The 15772-nt window shown below is 60.9% G+C and carries 12 protein-coding genes and 4 tRNA genes; 11 read left to right on the top strand and 5 right to left on the bottom strand.

Translation table 11 applies throughout. The features are described from left to right. The first annotated feature begins 111 nt into the window (after nt 1–111). From PJK54_RS04530 to PJK54_RS04540, 3 genes are all read left to right on the top strand, one after another. Nucleotides 112–2034 (top strand): PrkA family serine protein kinase, encoded by a 1923-nt coding sequence (locus tag PJK54_RS04530; RefSeq protein ID WP_077378796.1) that lies wholly within the window; start codon nt 112–114, stop codon nt 2032–2034. Nucleotides 2035–2131: 97 nt separating this feature from the next. Next, nucleotides 2132–3415 carry a YeaH/YhbH family protein gene (locus PJK54_RS04535; protein ID WP_084209411.1) on the top strand — a complete coding sequence of 428 codons (1284 nt, stop codon included), beginning with the start codon at nt 2132–2134 and terminating at the stop codon, nt 3413–3415. A 46-nt stretch (nt 3416–3461) separates the two neighbouring features. Next, the gene (locus PJK54_RS04540; RefSeq protein ID WP_077378801.1) at nt 3462–5036 is read left to right on the top strand and encodes a SpoVR family protein; all 1575 of its coding nucleotides are present in this window, start codon (nt 3462–3464) and stop codon (nt 5034–5036) included. 93 nt (nt 5037–5129) lie between these two features. Here PJK54_RS04540 and PJK54_RS04545 read toward each other — a convergent pair whose 3' ends face one another. Further along, the gene (locus PJK54_RS04545) at nt 5130–5447 is read right to left on the bottom strand and encodes a high-potential iron-sulfur protein (protein ID WP_077378804.1); all 318 of its coding nucleotides are present in this window, start codon (nt 5445–5447) and stop codon (nt 5130–5132) included. Between the two features lie 454 nt (nt 5448–5901). Here PJK54_RS04545 and PJK54_RS04550 point away from each other — a divergent pair, with 454 nt between their 5' ends. Continuing rightward, entirely contained in the window at nt 5902–6768 is an 867-nt protein-coding gene (locus PJK54_RS04550; RefSeq protein WP_255304467.1) for a DNA/RNA non-specific endonuclease, read from the top strand. A 283-nt stretch (nt 6769–7051) separates the two neighbouring features. On the opposite strand, the gene PJK54_RS04555 is transcribed toward PJK54_RS04550, so the two are convergent. The 4 genes from PJK54_RS04555 to PJK54_RS04570 form a co-directional block, all read right to left on the bottom strand. Next, a tRNA-Leu gene (locus PJK54_RS04555) sits at nt 7052–7138 on the bottom strand. Nucleotides 7139–7238: 100 nt separating this feature from the next. Then, a tRNA-Leu gene (locus PJK54_RS04560) sits at nt 7239–7325 on the bottom strand. A 42-nt stretch (nt 7326–7367) separates the two neighbouring features. After that, a tRNA-Leu gene (locus tag PJK54_RS04565) sits at nt 7368–7454 on the bottom strand. Between the two features lie 124 nt (nt 7455–7578). Beyond that, a tRNA-Leu gene (locus PJK54_RS04570) sits at nt 7579–7665 on the bottom strand. 352 nt (nt 7666–8017) lie between these two features. Between PJK54_RS04570 and rnr the strand changes: the two genes are divergently transcribed. The 7 genes from rnr (at nt 8018) to dnaB (ending at nt 15734) form a co-directional block, all read left to right on the top strand. Further along, a complete protein-coding gene (rnr, locus tag PJK54_RS04575) occupies nt 8018–10735 on the top strand; it encodes a ribonuclease R (RefSeq protein WP_271302350.1) in 2718 nt (905 codons plus the stop codon). Between the two features lie 340 nt (nt 10736–11075). Continuing rightward, nucleotides 11076–11831, top strand: a complete 756-nt coding sequence (gene rlmB, locus PJK54_RS04580) for a 23S rRNA (guanosine(2251)-2'-O)-methyltransferase RlmB (protein ID WP_240704295.1) — start codon at nt 11076–11078, stop codon at nt 11829–11831. 258 nt (nt 11832–12089) lie between these two features. After that, nucleotides 12090–12470 (top strand): 30S ribosomal protein S6, encoded by a 381-nt coding sequence (gene rpsF, locus PJK54_RS04585; RefSeq protein WP_065392636.1) that lies wholly within the window; start codon nt 12090–12092, stop codon nt 12468–12470. A gap of 26 nt (nt 12471–12496) precedes the next feature. Beyond that, nucleotides 12497–12724, top strand: a complete 228-nt coding sequence (gene rpsR / locus PJK54_RS04590; RefSeq protein ID WP_024952281.1) for a 30S ribosomal protein S18 — start codon at nt 12497–12499, stop codon at nt 12722–12724. A 12-nt stretch (nt 12725–12736) separates the two neighbouring features. Next, nucleotides 12737–13591, top strand: coding sequence for a hypothetical protein (locus PJK54_RS04595; protein ID WP_136939159.1), 855 nt, complete (start codon nt 12737–12739; stop codon nt 13589–13591). A gap of 12 nt (nt 13592–13603) precedes the next feature. Further along, entirely contained in the window at nt 13604–14050 is a 447-nt protein-coding gene (rplI, locus tag PJK54_RS04600; protein WP_065392637.1) for a 50S ribosomal protein L9, read from the top strand. Between the two features lie 304 nt (nt 14051–14354). Continuing rightward, nucleotides 14355–15734 (top strand): replicative DNA helicase, encoded by a 1380-nt coding sequence (dnaB, locus tag PJK54_RS04605; protein ID WP_077379359.1) that lies wholly within the window; start codon nt 14355–14357, stop codon nt 15732–15734. The last annotated feature ends 38 nt before the right edge of the window (nt 15735–15772 follow it).

Below are 15772 nucleotides of genomic sequence, written 5' to 3' on the forward strand. Positions count from 1 at the left end.
CACCTGAGCGCCAGCAGCGCGGGGCATCAAGTGACCTGGTACCACTGTCATCGTACAGGAGTGGCCCCGGCGATGGTCCCAGCGACCCCGAGTCGCGACAAGGAGGCTTCCATGAGCATCTTCGATCACGTGCAGAGCCGCTACGAGCGGGTCCAGCAAGAAGAGATGAGTCTCCAGGAGTACCTGGAGTTATGTCGGCAGGATCGTTCTGCCTACGCCAGCGCTGCCGAGAGAATGCTGGCGGCCATCGGTGAACCGGAGGTCATCGATACCGCCAAGGATCCCAGTCTTTCCCGGATTTTTTCCAACAAGCTGATTCGACGCTACCCCAGCTTCGCCGAGTTCTATGGCATGGAGGAGGCCATCGAGCAGATCGTGTCCTACTTCCGTCATGCGGCTCAGGGGCTTGAGGAGCGCAAGCAGATTCTCTATCTGCTGGGGCCAGTCGGCGGCGGCAAGTCATCGCTGGCCGAACGACTCAAGCTGTTGATGGAGCAGATTCCCTTCTATGCCATCAAGGGGTCACCGGTATACGAGTCGCCGCTGGGGCTGTTCTCGCTGGAAGAGGATGGCGAGGTGCTCGAGAAGGAATATGGCATCCCGCGCCGCTGCATGCGCAGCGCCATGTCGCCCTGGGCGGCCAAGCGTCTCAAGGAATATGGCGGAGATCTCAGTCAGTTCCGTGTCGTCAAGCTCTACCCATCCCGCCTGAACCAGATCGCCATCTCCAAGACGGAGCCGGGCGATGACAACAACCAGGACATTTCCGCGCTGGTCGGCAAGGTCGATATCCGTCAGCTTGAGCTCTATGCCCAGGATGATCCGGATGCCTACAGCTTCTCCGGCGGGCTGTGCAAGGCCAACCAGGGGTTGATGGAATTCGTCGAGATGTTCAAGGCGCCGATCAAGGTGCTTCACCCGCTGCTGACCGCGACTCAGGAAGGCAACTACAACCCGACCGAAGGCATGGGGGCGATTCCCTTCGATGGCGTGGTGCTGGCGCACTCCAATGAGAGCGAGTGGCAGGCCTTCCGCAACAATCGCAACAACGAGGCCTTCCTGGACCGCGTGTTCATTGTCAAGGTGCCCTACTGCCTGCGGGCCTCGGAGGAGGTGAAGATCTACGCCAAGCTGCTGGAGCACTCGTCGCTCAATCATGCGCCCTGTGCGCCAGACACCTTGCGCATGCTGTCCCAGTTCATCGTGCTGTCGCGCCTGCAGGAACCTGAGAACTCCAGTATCTATTCCAAGATGCGCATCTACGATGGCGAGAACCTCAAGGATACCGACCCTCGCGCCAAGTCGATCCAGGAGTACCGTGACAGTGCGGGGGTCGATGAGGGCATGGATGGTCTGTCTACGCGCTTTGCCTTCAAGATCCTCTCCAAGGTCTTCAACTTCGATGCCAGCGAGGTGGCTGCCAACCCGGTGCACCTGCTCTATGTGCTGGAGCAGCGCCTCGAGCAGGAGCAGCTGCCCAAGGAGACCCACGAGCGTTACCTGCGCTTCATCAAGGAGTATCTGGCCCCACGTTATGTCGATTTCATCGGCAAGGAGATCCAGACCGCCTATCTCGAGTCCTACTCCGAGTATGGCCAGAACATCTTCGATCGTTACGTGACCTACGCTGATTTCTGGATTCAGGACCAGGAATACCGTGACCCCGAGACTGGCGAGCTGCTCAATCGTCAGTCGCTCAATGAGGAGCTGGAGAAGATCGAGAAGCCGGCAGGCATCTCCAATCCCAAGGACTTCCGTCATGAAGTAGTCAACTTCGTGCTGCGCGCTCGCGCGCAGAACAACGGGATGAATCCGGGCTGGCAGTCCTACGAGAAGCTGCGTGCGGTGATCGAGAAGAAGATGTTCGCCAATACCGAAGAGTTGCTGCCGGTCATCTCCTTCAATGCCAAGGCATCGGCATCGGATCAGCGCAAGCATGAGGATTTCGTGGCGCGCATGGTGGATCGCGGATATACCGAGAAGCAGGTGCGTCTGCTGTCCGAGTGGTATCTGCGAGTGCGCAAGTCGCAGTAAGCCCTGCCGACTGACGACAGGCCTGCCGGCGGGCGTGATTGCCGCCGGCACTTGCCATCCGGTCTTTCGCTGAACGCGAGGCCGGCAAGGAGGGCGAATGAGTTACTTCATTGATCGACGCAGCAATGCGCGCAACAAGAGTGCGGTGAATCGCCAGCGCTTCATCCGGCGCTACCGCAGCCATATCAAACGGGCGGTGGAGGATGCCGTCAATCGGCGCTCCATCACCGACATGGAGCGTGGCGAGGAAGTCTCCATTCCGACTCGCGATATCTCGGAGCCGGTCTTCCAGCATGGCCAGGGCGGCAAGCGGCGTGTCATCAACCCGGGCAACAAGGAGTTCGTGGAAGGTGATCGCATGCGCCGCCCGAGTGGTGGCGGCGGTGGCGGCGGCAGCGGAGAAGGTCAGGCTTCCAACCAGGGTGAGGGCGAGGATGATTTTGCCTTCACCCTGTCGCGCGAGGAGTTTCTCGAATTCGTGTTCGATGGTCTGGAGCTTCCGCATCTGGAGCGCAAGCAGATCGCGGACATGGATGAAGTACGTCCGGTGCGGGCGGGTATCGCTCGCGATGGCACTCCCGCCAGGATCAATATCGTGCGCTCGATGCGTTCAGCCCAGGCGCGGCGTATCGCCATGCGATCCCCCATCAAGCGGGCGCTGAAGGAGGCCACTGACGCGCTGGAGCTTGAGGAGCGCAAGGATCCGGTGCTGCGCAACAAGGTGCGCATTGCCGAACTCAAGGCGGAAATCGAGCGTCTCGAAGCGCGCCTCAAGGCGGTGCCGTTTCTCGATACCTATGATCTGCGCTACAACCACCTCATCAACCAGCCGATGCCGTCCAACAAGGCAGTGATGTTCTGCGTGATGGATGTCTCGGGGTCGATGACACAGGCGCACAAGGATATCGGCAAGCGCTTCTTCCTGTTGCTCTATCTGTTTCTGGAGCGCAACTACGAGAAGGTCGAGCTGGTGTTCATTCGCCACCACACCGCCGCCAAGGAAGTGGATGAGGAAGAGTTCTTCTACTCCCGAGAGACCGGCGGCACCATCGTCTCCAGTGCTCTGACGTTGCTGGATGAAGTGATCGAATCCCGCTATCCGGCGGGTGAATGGAATCTCTACGTGGCCCAGGCGTCCGATGGTGACAACTGGGATGACGATTCCACCAATTGTCGCGAGCTGATGATCAAGAAGCTGATGCCGCGTCTGCAATATTACGCCTACGTGGAGATCACCCCGCATGCACACCAGGCATTGTGGGAAGAATATGAGCGAGTCGAAGCCGAATTTCCGGATCGTTTCGCCATGCAGCAGATTGTCGAGGCGGGCGATATCTACCCGGTATTTCGAGAGCTGTTCAAGCGCCGCATCAGCGCCTGATCGCATCATGTGACGCGCCCGGCCATCTGCCGGGCCGGGAGGCCCCATGAGCCAGAGACGTGATAATCGACTGGAAAATCAGCAACCGGCCAGTGGCTCCGATTGGACCTTCGAGCTTCTGGAGCATTTCGAGCACGAGATCGCGCGTATTGCTGCGCAGTATCGGCTGGATATCTACCCCAATCAGATTGAGGTCATCACTTCCGAACAGATGATGGATGCCTATGCCAGCATCGGCATGCCGGTGGGCTATCACCATTGGTCGTTCGGCAAGCAGTTTCTCTCGGTGGAGCAGGCCTATCGGCGCGGACAGATGGGACTGGCCTATGAGCTGGTGATCAATTCCGATCCCTGCATCGCCTATCTCATGGAAGAGAACACCCTGATGATGCAGATTCTGGTCATGGCGCATGCCTGTTATGGCCACAACAGCTTCTTCAAGGGCAATTACCTGTTTCGTGCCTGGACGGATGCCTCGGCGATAATCGATTACCTCGTCTTCGCCCGTAAGTACGTGTCCGAATGCGAGGAGCGCCATGGTGTCGATGCGGTCGAGCAGCTGCTGGACGCCTGTCATGCGCTCCAGAATTATGGCGTCGATCGCTACAAGCGTCCCTCGCCCATCTCGCCGGAAGAGGAGATCCAGCGTCAGCAGGAGCGTGAGGCCTATCTGCAGGCTCAGGTGAATGCGCTGTGGACCACCATTCCGCAGGCCGAGGAGGAGGATGAGTTGATCGATGAGGTCAACGACCCACTGGGTCTGCATCGTCGTGGTCGCTACCCGCCGGAGCCGCAGGAGAACCTGCTCTACTTCATCGAGAAGAATGCACCGTTGCTGGAGCCCTGGCAGCGGGAGCTGGTGCGTATCGTGCGCAAGCTGGCGCAATACTTCTACCCGCAGCGCCAGACCCAGGTAATGAACGAAGGCTGGGCATGCTTCTGGCACTACACCATCATGAATCAACTCTATGATGAGCAGTTGATCGGCGAGGGGGTGATTCTCGAGTTCCTGCAGTCGCACACCTCGGTGGTGCAGCAGCCGGGCTTCGATCACCCGCATTACAATGGCATCAACCCCTATGCGCTGGGCTTCGCGATGTTCATGGACATCAAGCGCATCTGCGAGAATCCTGACGACGAGGACCGTGAGTGGTTCCCCGACATCGCCGGCAGTGACTGGTTGGAGACGGTGCATTTCGCAATGCGCAACTTCAAGGACGAGTCCTTCATCCAGCAGTTCCTGTCGCCCAAGGTGATCCGTGATCTCAAGCTGTTCTCGCTGGTGGATGACGACAGTGATGAGCATCTTCTCATCGATGCCATTCACGATAGTCGAGGCTACAAGCGCATTCGAGAGGCGCTGTCGGTGCAATATGCGCTCAGCCATCGCGAGCCGAACATCCAGGTGTGGGCCGCGAATATCCGGGGAGATCGCTCGCTGACGCTGCGCCATGTCCAGGATGATCGTCGCCCGCTGTCACGCAGCGTCTATCCCGTGATGCGCTATCTGCATCAGTTGTGGGGGTTCCCGGTGCATCTCGAATCATTGGAGCAGGATGAGATCGCGCGCCGCTACCAATGGCCGTTGCCGGAGGATGCTTCCGGCTCCACTGCGAGCTGACGTCTGGTCCCGGTAACACAGCCATGAAAAAGACCGCCTCGGGATTGGCTCCCGAGGCGGTCTTCTCGTATCAGCTCCGAGGTGACACCGGTATCATGCCGGGCGCTTGGTCCAGGACTGGCACCAGCCTTCGGGTGCCACGCTATTGCTGGGGAATAGCTGGCAGCCCTTGTTCTCCGGCTTGTAGAACATGCAATTGGTGCAGTCGGAGCCGGGCTTGAAGGCGGGGTGATCACTGGCTTCGCTGGCATCTTCCACATAGTGGAGCGCCTTTGCCTGCGGGTTGTCGGTATCCAGTGGGGGCAGGTCGGCGGCAAGGGCGCGCGGCGAGAGCACGGCAGCACCCAGTGGCAGGGCGGCAAGCCCCAGCAGGCTGTTGCGCATGAAGTTACGACGGCTTTGATCAGCCATGGTCAGATTCCTTCTCATCGTTGGAGCACAGCCGGTGGGATGTGCTGCGGTCACGGCTCGCCTGTCAGGAGGCGCTTTCATGTCGATCGTTGCAGTGTCACTCGTGCCACGGGCGTCTTGATGAGCGCTCTGTGTGGCGCGGCTGGTCGCAAGCATCCTGGTACGGGAAGATGCAGGTGGCATGCCAGATACTGATCATGCGGTCAGATTCTGCGGTATCCGCCGTCGGGATGATCCCCCTCGTGGATATCTGCTCGCTGATGGTGCATGAAGCAAGTGCTGCCTGCTTATTGTGGCTTGAGTTGGGGCGGTCGTCAGCCTCGCGAACGGAACTCTGGCATGATGGAATGCTACGGTAGAACGTGAATGAAGTTGCTGCGGCTTGCGGGTCGTGACGGAATGACGAGCGCATGCCTTGCCGAGGCAATGGCAACGACAAGAAGGAAATGGCGGGATGCTGGATGTGATGGATGATATTCGCTCGGCCGGTCGCAAGCTGTGGCGAGGGTTTGGCGTCAGCGTGGCATTCGCGCTGGTGGGAGGTGGGCTGTGGTGGTGGCAGGAGCGTGATTACCAGCAGTTCTACGCCTGGCAGGGAGTGCCTGAGGCACGTGAACTTGACTGGAAGACGCTGGCGCGTGGCTTGCGCAGCGATGCCTATCTGGTGGGGTGGTCGGATCTGCGCGCCAACCCGTTATGGGTGACATGGCGTCTCGAGAATACCCAGGGGTCGCGGCTGGGGGAGCGTCCTGACGAGTTCGAGCGCGACTGGCGCTCGCTATGGCCCGTCACGCCGGACAGCTATCGCAACAGTGGCTACGACCGCGGACACCTGGCGCCCAACTACGCCATCGGCAAGATCTACGGGGTCAAGGCCCAGCATCAGACGTTTCGCATGACCAATATCTCGCCACAGACACCGGCGCTCAATCGCAAGCTGTGGCAGCGACTCGAGGCGGCCATCATGGACAGGATTCTGCCGCGGGAAGAGGCGCTGTGGATCACCGCAGGTCCGGTCTTCACGGGAGAGATCGAGCGTCTGCCGAATCTGATCGAGATTCCGGATGGTTTCTACAAGATCATCGTCTCGCCCGGCACTGCTCGGCAGGCGCCTCGCGCCCTGGCGTTTCTCTTTCCTCAGCAGGTAAGAGGGGATGAGCCATTGGATCGCTTTCTGGTCAGCATCGATAGAATCGAATCTCTCACCGGTTTCGATTTCTTCCACGAGTTGCCGGACGATATCGAGCAGCGCCTGGAAGCCTCGGTACGTCGTGATGGGTGGCAGGTCGAGAGTTTCAGCCGCATCCCGTCACGCTATTGAGTGTCTGATGACTCTGATGGCGCAGGGGAGGCAATGGGTCGTGCAGAAGAATGCGTCGGGGGATATTCGTCGCGCAGTCGCAGGAAATTCATCCACAGGCCAGGCAGTGAAAGCGGGTGTGGACAAGTCAGCAGGCGTAGGGGGAATCTGTGTTTCTCGGAGCACGCGAAAGACAACGCAGGGCGCTGCAGGTCTGGATAAAGCAATGAAGCTGATAGCAGGGGGAGAGTATCGCGATGTGAGCAGCGGGCGCTGCGAGAAAGTACATCGGATGACAACTTGATGGTGCCCAGAAGAGGACTTGAACCTCCACGTCCATACGGACACTAGCACCTGAAGCTAGCGCGTCTACCAATTCCGCCATCTGGGCATCAAGTTGTGTGCTGAAGTCTCAAGAGCAGAGCCTTGCAGCGGAACGACCATGACATCCTTGGTAGTGGATACCATGTTCCCTGTTCGAGTGCGCATCGTGGTGCCCAGAAGAGGACTTGAACCTCCACATCCTTACGGATACTAGCACCTGAAGCTAGCGCGTCTACCAATTCCGCCATCTGGGCGAAGCGCGATACAGGGGTCGTTCATCGTGAGTCTGACGTCCGTGGTGCCCAGGAGAGGACTTGAACCTCCACATCCTTACGGATACTAGCACCTGAAGCTAGCGCGTCTACCAATTCCGCCACCTGGGCAGACATCAGAACTCGTTTTGGTCCAAGGACCCGGATCAGCAGTCCAAGTTGTTGAAACTTGAATGCTTTACCCGTTTTCCGGTATCCATCCTAACGTGTGTCACGTCAACATGAAACCTGAAATTGGTGCCCAGAAGAGGACTTGAACCTCCACGTCCATACGGACACTAGCACCTGAAGCTAGCGCGTCTACCAATTCCGCCATCTGGGCAAGTGGTGCCGAATAATACGGATCTTCTGAGGGAATGCAAGAGGTTTCTGTTTTATTTGTGACGTCAGGGGCTGCATGACGCATCTCGGTCGTCTGCCTTGCTGGCCGGAACTTCGAGATGGTGCAAGCTTTGGAAGACCCGATGGAAAAACAAGCGCTTGGCAAAGTCATGGAAGAAAGCCATGAAATGAGGCCTCCTGCATCACTCTGACGAGCTTCAGGGAGTCGGAAGGTTGGGGAATGGTTGGGTCGGCCCAATGGTAGGGGCTATAATGCGCGCATGAGAGACAACCAGTCATTCCGTGCCGCGCCCGCTGCCCGTCTCGAATTCATCGTCAAGGAATCCTGATTAATGACCCAATGGACGCTCAGCGACGACCCGCACGCGGAACGCGAAGCCCATAAGTACGACAAGCCCATCCCCAGTCGCGAGTATCTTCTCGACAAGCTGGAAGAGTATGGCAAGCCCATTACCCACGAGAACATGAGCCGCATGCTCGGTTTCGAGGACGACGAGCAGCAGGAAGCCGTGCGCCGTCGCCTCAATGCCATGGAGCGTGATGGCCAGGTGCTGCGCAATCGTCGTGGTGCCTATGCACTGATCGACAAGCTGGACCTGATCCGTGGCCGCATCGTCGGCCATCGCGATGGTTTCGGTTTCCTGGCGCGCGAAGATGGCGTCAAGCCGGATCTTGCCGTGCCGCCGCGCCAGATGCGTCGCGTCTTCCATGGTGATCAGGTGCTGGCGCGCGTCAGCGGCCGTGATCGCCGTGGTCGTGATGAAGTCACTATCGTCGAGGTGCTGGCTCACAATACCCAGACGCTCGTCGGCATCTATCGCCAATCCGAGCCGGACTTCGGGGTACTGATTCCGGAGAATTCGCGCATCGCGCAGGAAGTGATCATCCCCAACCGTGTGGCCAATGGTGCCAAGGACGGTCAGGTGGTGTCCGTGCGCATTACCCAGCAGCCCGCGACACGCGTGCAGCCGGTGGGGGAAGTGGTCGAGGTGCTCGGTGAGCGCATGGACCCGGGCATGGAGATCGACATCGCGATCCGCTCGCATGACATCCCCAGCGAATTCCCGCCGGAAGTCGAGGACCAGATCTCGACCATCTCCGCCGAAGTGCTGGAAGAGGACAAGAAGGGGCGTATCGACCTGCGCGAGACGCCACTGGTCACCATCGATGGCGAAGACGCGAAGGACTTCGATGACGCCGTCTGCGCCTGGCAGGACGACAACGGCAACTGGAAGCTGCTGGTCGCCATCGCCGATGTATCGCATTACGTGCGTGGCGGCAGTCCGCTGGATCAGGAAGGCTACGTGCGCGGCAACTCGGTCTATTTCCCGGGTCAGGTCGTACCGATGCTGCCGGAGCTGCTCTCCAATGGTCTGTGCTCGCTCAACCCGCATGTCGATCGTCTGACGCTGGTCTGTGAGCTGACCATTTCCGCCGCCGATGGCGAGATGCTCGACTACCGCTTCTTCGAAGCCGTGATCCGTTCCCATGCGCGTCTGACCTACGAGAAGGTCGGCACCATGCTGACGGACCCGGAAAGTGAGGAAGGTCAGGCACTGTGTCAGCAGTACAACGAACTGCTGCCGTCGCTGCACAACCTGCACGCGCTGTACGGTGTGTTGCGCAAGGCGCGCGACAAGCGTGGTGCCATCGATTTCGAGACCACCGAGACGCAGATCCTGTTCAACGATGAGCGCAAGATCGAACAGATCGTGCCGCGTACGCGCAATGACGCGCACAAGCTCATCGAGGAATGCATGCTGGCGGCCAACGTCGCCACGGCGCGCTTCCTGGATCTGCACGATCTGCCGGCCCTCTATCGTGTCCACAAGCAGCCGGCACCTGAGCGTCTCAACAACCTGCGCGCCTTCCTGGGTGAGCTGGGTCTGACGCTGGAAGGTGGCGATGAGCCACAGCCGAAGGACTTCCAGGCACTGCGTGCCTCGATCGCCGAGCGCCCGGACCTCGACATCATCCAGACCGTGATGCTGCGCAGCATGACCCAGGCGGTCTACTCGCCGCAGAACGAAGGTCACTTCGGTCTGGCCTACGATGCCTACGCCCACTTCACCTCGCCGATCCGTCGTTATCCCGATCTGCTGGTGCACCGTGCGATCCGTTCCGTCATCCGTGGTCCGCGCAAGACCGACACCGTGCTGCGCGCCGAAGATGCCGTGACCGAGCGTCCGACCAAATGGTGCCCGTACACCTTCGAGCAGATGCTCGAGCTGGGTGAGCACTGCTCGATGACCGAGCGCCGCGCCGATGAGGCGACGCGTGACGTCAACGACTGGCTCAAGTGCGAGTTCATGAAGGACAAGGTCGGTGAAGTGCTGGAGGGTACCGTCGCGGCGGTCACACAGTTCGGCCTGTTCGTGCGTCTGGATGCCTACTACGTCGAAGGTCTGCTGCACATCTCCTCGCTGCCGTCCGACTACTACCACTACGAGGCCGAGAAGCATCGTCTCAAGGGTGAGCGTGCCGGCGTCAGCTATGGTCTCGGCGATGGCGTCACCGTCCAGGTGGCTCGCGTCGACATGGATGAGCGCAAGATCGACTTCATGCTCAGTGACCCGACGCCGCGTCCCAAGCGCAAGCCGCGCAAGGCACGCAGCAGCGAGCGTGATGCTGACAAGCCCGCAAGCGGCAAGAGCGGTGCAGCCTCCGGCAAGGAATCTGCCCCCAAGGGTCGTCCCGGCAAGCGTGAGCGCGAGCGCCTCAAGTCCCTGACGGAAGAAGTCAGTCAGGGAGGCCAGGGTGGCGGTACGGACGGAGCGTCCGAGACGCCTGCGCAGGAGAGTCCTGCCCGCAAGCCGCGCAGCGAGCGTGATGAGCGTTCCGGTCGCGGCGAGCGCAAGCCCTCCACCGGTAATGAGCGTCCGTCCGCGCCTGAGTCTCCGGCAGCGGCGCGCCCGGCGGTGCCGAGCGGTCCGGAATCTGCTGACAGTCCGTTCGCGGCAGTCGCGCCGATGGGTGCCGCTGGCAAGGATGATCCGTCGCGCAAGCGCGGCTCCCGTTCTCGCGGGCGTCGCGGCAACGGCCGCAGCTGACCGCCGGCAAGATTCACCGCGCAGCATTCATCAGCCCCGGCCATGGTCGGGGCTGATGCGTTGCACGGCCGTGAGTTCGCAGGATTTCATGGCTGTCGCCATGGCGACAGCTCAGTTTCCGTCCAAGTGACAGGGCCCTGTCAGGGCCATCAGGCAGGAAGGCACTATGAGTCAGGACAAGGGGCGCAAGCCCGGCCGCGGCAAGCCCGCCGGCGAGCGCGGTAGCCATTCTCGAAGTGAGCACTCTCGAGGCGAGCACTCAAGGGGTGAGCGTGGTGGCGCTCATCGCCAGGAACGTGGCGGGGCCCGCAGAGGTGGCGCTCGCACTGGCGCACCGAAGATCCCCGGTGGCCTGGAAGCCGTCTATGGTGTGCACGCCGTGGAAGCCTTGCTGGCACGCGGCCGCGCGCCGAGCGAGCTGTGGGTGCAGGCAGGCGAGGCCGAGCTGCGTCTGAACGAGATCGTCGAGCAGGCGCGTGCCGCTGGTTCACGCGTCACCTTGAAGGCGCGTGAGGAGCTGGATGCGCTGTCCACCGGCGGTGGTGCCCATCAGGGGCTGGTCGCTCTGTGCGCGCCGCTCGCCACCGAGAACGAGACTGGTCTCAAGCTGCGCCTCGATGGCTGGTCCCATGAGGAAGCGCCGCTGTTTCTGGTGCTGGATTCGGTCACGGATCCGCACAACCTCGGGGCCTGTCTGCGCAGCGCCGATGCCGCCGGTGCCCATGGTGTCATCGTGCCCAAGGACAAGTCCGCCTCCCTGAACGCGACCGTGCGCAAGGTCGCCTGTGGGGCAGCGGAAGTGGTGCCGGTCTATCAGGTCACCAACCTGGCCCGCACGCTGGATGCCATGAAGGAAGCCGGTGTCTGGGTGCTGGGTACGGCTGGCGAAGCCGAGGCCATGGCCTTCGAGGCCGATTTCACCGGGCCGGTGGCCATCGTGATGGGCGCTGAGGGCAAGGGTATGCGTCGTCTGACGCGCGAGCACTGCGACAGCCTGATCAAGCTGCCGATGGCGGGCAGTGTCTCGAGTCTGAATGTCTCGGTCGCGGCCGGTATCTGCCTGTTTGAAGCCGTTCGTCAGCGCCGCAACGGCTGACAGCGAGAATGGGGGTGTCAGGGCATGAGGCGTGCCTCGCGACGTGTCGCTTGCCAAGCCCTTGACACCTCTCTACAATACTGCGGTTCTGTGAAGTGCAGTCTGCAGTGAATGCGCGGCATGGGGGCACCTGTCCTCGCCCGCGCGCGTTGTACGTGGCTTTCGAGCCCGAATGACACAACCGTAGTAATCACTCCACTCCTTGCTTCCCGGCCCGAGACGCGCCGTGGAGGCTGTCAAACCGAAAGGAGCCAAGCCATGCGTCACTACGAGATCGTGTTCATGGTCCACCCGGACCAGAGCGAACAGGTTCCGGCCATGATCGAGCGTTACACCTCCATCGTGACCGAAGCCGGCGGTACTGTGCATCGTCTGGAAGATTGGGGTCGCCGTCACCTGGCCTACCCGATCAACAAGATCCACAAGGCCCACTACGTGCTGATGAACGTCGAAACTACCGGTGAAGTGGTCGAGGAACTCGAGACCATCTTCCGTTTCAACGACGCCGTCATCCGTAACCTGGTTGTGCGTGCAAAGGAAGCGGCCATCGAGCCGTCTCCGATGATGAAGCCGGCTGAAGAGAAGCGTCCGCGTCGCGAAGACAAGCGTGACGAAGCCGAAACTCAAGACGCTAACTGATACCGCACCCCCAGGAGGTCATTGCAATGGCACGTTTTTTCCGTCGTCGCAAGTTCTGCCGCTTCACCGCTGAAGGCGTGAAGCAGATCGACTACAAGGACATCGAAGTCCTGAAGTCTTACATCACCGAGACCGGCAAGATCGTCCCGAGCCGCATCACCGGCACCAAGGCGCGTTATCAGCGTCAGCTGGCGACTGCCATCAAGCGTGCGCGCTACCTGGCACTGCTGCCGTACAGCGACAGCCACCAGTAAGGCGACACCATGATGCTGGCATTGGCACGTTGGGCCATGCGCGGACCGTTGCAGTGCATCGCGATTGCACTGCTGACGGGTCTTCTGCCCTGGTTCTTCTGGTTCAGTGCCTCCATCAGTGCGCTGGTCACGCTTCGGCGTGGCCTTGCGCCAGCCGCACCCGTGTTCATCGCCGCTGCCATTCCGGCAGGCTGGTGGTGGACACAAGGCGATCCGGTGCCATTGGCGACCGTGTTGCTGGTCACGTTGATGGCAACCCTGCTGCGTGCTCGCATGCGATGGGGGGAGGCGCTGATTGGCGCCAGCCTGACAGCGGCAATGATGGTGCAGTCCGGGATATTCCTGCCACCAGGCGGGGCTGGTCCACTGCTTGAGAGCATTCGTCAGAATGCCCCTGAGCTTGATGCACGCTTGAGCGACTTTGCCGCTCAAGGTGTGCCGACTGAACAGCTCGCAGGGTTGGTCATCGGCGGTATTACCGGGTTGGTGGTCCTGCTGGCCGCCACGGCCTGTCTGGCCCTGGCGCGCAGTTGGCAGTCCGGGCTCTACAATCCGGGTGGATTTCGTCACGAGTTTCATGCCTTCCGGCTGAGCCCGCGAGAAATCCTGATACTGGCAGCCTGCGGCATCATCGGGGTCTTCCTCGATGTGCCTGCAGTGCTCCTGCTGATCTGGATACCGTTGTTCGTGGCCGGCATTGCCCTGGTGCATGGCTATATCGGGTTAAAGGGGATGAGCGGGTTATGGTTGGTCGGCGTCTACTTTCTGCTGCTGACGACCTGGCCCACGATTCTGATTTTGCTGCTGCTGGCTCTTGTTGACGTCTTTGCGGATCTTCGCGCACGTCTTGCTGGCAGTCATCGATAAGAGGTTTACGAGATGCAAGTCATTCTGCTCGACAAGATTGGCAAGCTGGGCAACCTGGGTGACCAGGTGTCCGTCAAGGCTGGTTTCGGTCGCAATTATCTGCTGCCGTACGGTCTGGCTGTTCCGGCCACTGCCGAAAACCAGGCGGCTTTCGAAGCTCAGCGCGCTGAGCTGGAAGCACAGGTTGCAGAGCGCAAGGCCGAAGCTGAAGCGCGTGCCGCTCAGCTGAACGAAATCGAACTGTCCCTGGTCGCCAAGGCTGGCGAAGAAGGCAAGCTGTTCGGTTCCATCGGTCCGCGTGATCTGGCCGAAGCCATCGCCCAGTCTGGCATCGACATCGCCAAGAGCGAAGTCCGCATGCCGGAAGGCCCGCTGCGCAACACTGGCGAATACGACATCGTGCTGCAGCTGCACGCTGAAGTGACTGCCACTGTTCGTGTGGTCGTGGTCGGCGAGTAATCGCTGATCCGTGGTGGCTGCCCGGTGATCCGGCGCTGCCACCACAGGTGGTACTCGAACCGCCCTCGCATCCTTGATGCGGGGGCGGTTTTTTTGTGTCTGGCGTTTCTTTGTCGGGCGTGACAGGGAAAATCCTCTGCACGCGGGCAGGGCGATGACAGGCAAAATCCGGTAGAATGCCTGCCCCCGTGAGGTAGAGCATCATGTGCGGTCGCGATGGTTGGCAGGCTCGCGGCGATGCACGAAAATGGAGGTTCCCGCGGGCGTGTCAGTCATCAGCAGGAGTCAGCCAGGCATGAGCGAGATGCAGGATCAGGATCGCGAGACGGCGGCGCTCAAGGTGCCCCCCAATTCGCTGGAGGCCGAGCAATCGGTCCTTGGCGGTTTGATGCTGGACAACAGCGCCTGGGACACGGTGTCCGAGCGACTGGTGGCCGACGACTTCTATCGCTACGAGCATCGTCTGGTCTACAACGCCATGTCCCAGCTGGTGGGCAGCAGCCGGCCGCTGGATGTGGTCACGTTGTCCGAGTTGTTGGAAAGCCGTGACCAGCTGGAGTCGGTCGGCGGGCTTGCGACCCTCGCCGAGCTTGCGCGCAATACGCCCTCGGCCAGCAACATCAAGGCCTATGCCGACATCGTTCGCGAGCGCGCGACGCTGCGCAAGCTGATCCAGGCGGCCAACCAGATCGCCGAGAGCTCCTTCAGCCCTCAGGGGCGAGACGCCGACGAGCTGGTCAACGAGGCCGAGCGTCTGGTGTTCCAGATCAGCGAATCACGCCCCAAGAGCGGCGGCCCCAAGGGCATGAGTCAGCTGCTGACCGGCGCGGTGGACCGCATCGATGAGCTGTTCAATCTCAAGGGCCAGATGACCGGCCTCTCGACTGGCTTCCGGGACCTGGATGACATGACCTCCGGTCTGCAGCCATCGGACCTGGTGATCATCGCGGGGCGCCCCTCGATGGGCAAGACCACCTTCGCCATGAACCTGGTCGAGCATGCCGTGGTCTCCGGCGACAAGCCGGTGGCCGTGTTCTCGATGGAGATGCCGGCCGAATCGCTGATGCTGCGCATGATCTCCTCGCTGGGCCGCATCGATCAGACCAAGGTGCGTACCGGTCAGCTGGATGACGAGGATTGGCCGCGGCTGACCTCGGCGGTCAACCTGCTCAAGGACAAGCAGCTGTTCGTCGATGACACGGCGGCCCTGTCGCCCAACGAGATGCGCTCACGCTGTCGCCGCATGGCGCGCGAACACGGCGGCATCGGCCTGATCATGATCGATTACCTGCAATTGATGCAGGTGCCGGGGCTGTCCGAGAACCGTACTGCCGAGATCTCCGAGATCTCGCGCTCGCTCAAGGGTCTGGCCAAGGAATTCGCTTGCCCGGTGGTGGCGCTCTCGCAGCTGAACCGCTCGCTTGAGCAGCGTCCCAACAAGCGCCCCGTGATGTCGGATCTGCGTGAATCCGGCGCCATCGAGCAGGACGCCGATGTCATCGCCTTCGTCTACCGTGATGAGGTCTACAACAAGGACAATCCCGACAACAAGGGCTTGGCCGAGCTGATCATCGGCAAGCAGCGTAACGGCCCCATCGGCACCGTTCACATGGCCTTCATCGGCAAGTACACCCGTTTCGAGGACCTGGCGCCAGACAGTTATGGCCAGGCCTTCGCTGAATGACGTGATGCGCATGCGCATCAAACATGTACCCGGGCGGC

The sequence above is a fragment of the Cobetia sp. MMG027 genome, from assembly GCF_027947415.1.
Classification (GTDB): Bacteria; Pseudomonadota; Gammaproteobacteria; order Pseudomonadales; family Halomonadaceae; genus Cobetia; species Cobetia marina.